Consider the following 3636-nt stretch of genomic DNA (forward strand, 5'->3'; position numbering starts at 1 on the left):
CACCGCGAAGGTCGCGATCAGGTCATAGGCCTTCACCGGTTGGCCGGCGGTCAGCAGCAGTTCCAATACCCGGCGACGGGGCGCGGTCAGGCGCTGCTCGGCCGCCGCGCAGCGGGCCTCGGCCGCGACCAGTTCAGCCGCCAGGGCGTCGCCGGCGACGCCGTGGCTGTGATGGTCGTGATCGCAGACGGCGTGATGGGGCATGGCCAACAGGTAGAGGGGGTGACGGCTTCACGCAACCATTGGCGGATCAGAGCAGGGGCTGGGCCACCACAACCGCCTCGGCCTCGCAGCGGGTCTTGTCCGGGGCCGGTCCCGTCGTGCGGGCGGCGGCCAACTCGGCGCGCACGGCCTCGACGTCGGACCGGAACGTCGGCGCGCCATGCAGGGCTGCAACCAGGCTGGCCGCGTTCATCTGGCCGGCCATGACCGAGCTTTGATTGTGCACGCCGCAGACCAGCCGGCTCTCGCCGAACGCGCGGGCGCGGACCAGGATCGACGAGGCCTGTTCCGGTGAAGCCTCGGCGAGGATCAGGCCCACGGTCCAGCCCAGGTGGCGTGGCCGGACGGATAGTCGGGACTGGCCGCGAGGGCGGCTGAGGCCTCGACGCAGATCGGGCCGTTGTCCACCAGATAGGGACGCTTGCGTTTGTAGAGGTCCTTGGGACCATTGACCGCGGCGCCGACGTCGTAGCGCAGCTTCATCAGCAGGCCGATCAGCCTCGGCGTGGTCTGGGGAGTCGGCGTCACGCCCAGGGCGCAGCTGTAGTCGGTCAGGATCGCCTTCTCGTCCACGTCGTTGACGGCCAGGGTCCAGCGCGGTGTGTCTTTCAGCTTCCGGGTGGCCAGGAAGACCGCGCGGTCCGCTTCGGCGACGGCGGAGCCCTCCGCTGGGGCGGGCGGGATGATCCTGGCCGTGTCGAGCGCGCCCGGCGCGAGGTAACCGCCGTGCTCAGGCAGGCCGGAAACCATGGCGGGGCTGGACGTCGGGACGGGGGTGGTCTGACGCGCCAGGGCGACGCCGGCGCCGCCGATCAGGAGCGCCGCGCCGGCGACGAGAGCGAGACGAACGCGCATGAAAAAGGTCCCCCGAACCGCTGTTCGAGGGACCCTGCATTTTCAGTGTGACTCTATCAAGACTACTTGCCGAACAGCTTGTTCCAGCGCGGCTTCTCGCGGCCCTTCCAGGCTTCGCGGTGATAGGCGTCCGAGGCGATCAGCGGCACCACGGTGGTGGCCTCGGCGAACACCATCTGCTCGTGGGTGGTGTTGACCTTGCCCCACGAGGCGGCCTCTTTCAGCGTCGAGCTGCTGCAGGCGCCGTCGCGCACGTCGGCGACGGTGATCTGGATGGCGTACTTGTGCATCTCGGCCTCGACGCCGAGGATCTCGGCGCAGACCACGGTGTCCTGAGCGAAGTTCTTGGGCACGCCGCCGCCGACCATGAACAGGCCCGTCGTGCCGGCCGCGATCTTGATGTCGGTCAGTTCGCGGAAGTCCGCCACCGCGTCGATCATCAGATAGGGCTGCTTGGCGGCGATGCGTTCCTTCTGGTGCTTGACCAGGCCAAAGCCGGCCGAGCTGTCGACGAAGGCCGGGCAGAAGATCGGCACGCCTTCTTCATAGGCGGTCTGGATCAGCGAGCCGGGCTTCTTGGCGTTGCCCTCGCTCAGCCACTTGCCCATTTCCCAGATGAACTCGCGCGAGGAATAGGCGCGCGGCTCGAGGCGATTGCAGATCTCCAGGATCGTGTGATCGCAGTTCTGGAGCTCTTCCTCGTCGATATAGGTGTCGTAGATGCGGTCGATATAGTTGTCGCGCAGCACGTTGTCGTCGACCGGGCCGGCGGCCTGATAGTGCTTGAAGCCCAGGGCCTCGAAGAAATCCATGTCGACGATCGAGGCGCCGGTGGCGACCACGGCGTCGATCATGCCGTTGCGCACCATGTCGCGATAGACGTGCATGCAGCCGCCGGCCGAGGTCGAGCCGGCCAGGATCAGCCACGGCGAGCAGGACTTGTCTTCCAGGGCCATGTTGAAGATGTCGGCGGCGCGGGCGGTGTCGCGGCTGCTGAACGACATCTTACGCATGGCGTCGATGATCGGGCGGGCGTCGAAGGACGTGATGTCGACGTGCTCGACCACGTTCTGGAGGAGCTCGGCCTTGGAGTTCGGAACGGGAGCGTTCATCGCTTCGGTTTCCCTGACTTTGGACGCCCGTCGTTGACAGCAAGCTCTTCACCGGGACGGAGCAACCGGCGGGAGCGGAAAGACGAACCGCGCTCGACGTCCTTGAACGTCGAGCGCGGCGCGCGGTTTAACTCAGAAATGATCTAGTGGCGAACGGTGTCGAACTAGCGACGACGCTTGCGCTTGCCCGCCGCGCCCTTGGGACGCGAGAAGCGGACGACCTTGCGCTCTTCCGACTCCGGCTTGTGGGTCGGGATCGAGCGCTTGGCCAGGCCGTACATCGAGGCCATCGGCGCGTCCTGGACCTCGACGGTCTCGTTCTCGCCAAAGCCGTTGAAGCGCGTCGACATCGCCACGCCATAGGCGCCCAGCATGCCGATCTCGATATAGTCGCCCTCGTCGACGCTTTCCGGCAGGTAGAAGGGGCCGGGCATGTGGTCGACGCTGTCGCAGGTGGGGCCGTAGAAGCGGAACGGGCGCAGGCCCTCTTCCACCGATTTTTCGCTATCGGGGCCGTGCTTGCGCAGCAACTTCACCGGGAAGGGCCACTTCATGTGCGCCGCGTCGAACAGCGAGCCGTAGGACCCGTCGTTCAGATAGAGCGCGTCGCCCTTCTTCAGTTCGACCTTGACCAGCAGGGACGAGGCTTCGGCCACCAGGGCCCGGCCCGGTTCGCACCACAGCTGGGTCGACTCGTGGACCATCATCTCGGCGAAGCCGCGGTCGATGGCGGCCACGTATTCGGACATGTCCGGCGGCACCATGCCGGGATAGATCGACGGGAAACCGCCGCCGACATCGACGACGTCGGCCAGCACGCCGGCCCGCACGAGGGCGCGCGAGGCCTGGGCCATCGCCGCCTGATAGGCGGTGGGGCGCATGCATTGGCTGCCGACGTGGAAGCTGACGCCCATCAGGTCCTGGGTGGCGCGGCGAGCCGCCAGCAGCAGGGCCGGGGCCGCGTGCGGCTCGACCCCGAACTTACCCGACAGCGAATAGGCCGCGCCCTCGGCCTGCACGCCCATGCGGACGATCAGGTTGAGGTCCTTGGCCTGGCCGGTGGCGTCCTGGATCTTGGCCAGTTCCTCATGGGTGTCGAACGAGAAGGTCCGCACGCCATGATCGAAATAGGCGGCCGAGATCGCCACCCGGCTCTTGACCGGGTGCATGAAGGCCATGCGCGAGCCGGGAGCGTGCTCGCTGATGAGCTCGATCTCGTTGAGCGATGCGACGTCGAACGATCGCAAGCCGGCCTGGACCAGCTCACGGATCACCCACGGCGAAGGATTGGCCTTCACCGCGTAAAAGACGTCGCCTTTTAAATTCAGCCTGGAACCAGCGCGCCGCTACGGACACCGCGTCCGGTCGCACGAGTGCGACAGGACGTTCCGGTGACCGCTCACGGACCAGGTCCAGGGGTTCATGTACGTGTGCAATTCACGTAGAC

3 protein-coding genes and 2 pseudogenes are annotated in these 3636 nt (G+C 66.8%); all 5 read right to left on the reverse strand.

Features of this window, described 5'->3' with window-relative positions; genetic code table 11:
- Positions 1-204: pseudogene (locus tag CSW58_RS13360) on the reverse strand (transcriptional repressor); the annotation flags it as partial.
- A 46-nt stretch (positions 205-250) separates the two neighbouring features.
- Positions 251-541, reverse strand: coding sequence for a hypothetical protein (locus tag CSW58_RS15530; RefSeq protein ID WP_236627841.1), 291 nt, complete (start codon positions 539-541; stop codon positions 251-253).
- On the reverse strand, positions 532-1077 hold the full coding sequence (locus CSW58_RS13365; protein ID WP_236627842.1) for a hypothetical protein: 546 nt from the start codon (positions 1075-1077) through the stop codon (positions 532-534). Before CSW58_RS13365 ends, CSW58_RS15530 begins: the two co-directional genes overlap by 10 nt.
- A 62-nt stretch (positions 1078-1139) precedes the next feature.
- Positions 1140-2189 (reverse strand): deoxyhypusine synthase, encoded by a 1050-nt coding sequence (locus CSW58_RS13370; RefSeq protein WP_099447602.1) that lies wholly within the window; start codon positions 2187-2189, stop codon positions 1140-1142.
- A gap of 164 nt (positions 2190-2353) precedes the next feature.
- Positions 2354-3626 (reverse strand): annotated as a pseudogene (locus CSW58_RS13375) (type III PLP-dependent enzyme).
- Positions 3627-3636 lie beyond the last annotated feature (10 nt).

This window comes from Caulobacter sp. B11 (genome assembly GCF_002737765.1).
Classification (GTDB): Bacteria; Pseudomonadota; Alphaproteobacteria; order Caulobacterales; family Caulobacteraceae; genus Caulobacter.

Bases quoted from the DNA above. Each gene is read 5' to 3' on its own strand.
- CSW58_RS13365 (WP_236627842.1), bottom strand. From the start codon at position 1,077: ATGCGCGTTCGTCTCGCTCTCGTCGCCGGCGCGGCGCTCCTGATCGGC.
- CSW58_RS13370 (WP_099447602.1), bottom strand. From the start codon at position 2,189: ATGAACGCTCCCGTTCCGAACTCCAAGGCCGAGCTCCTCCAGAACGTG.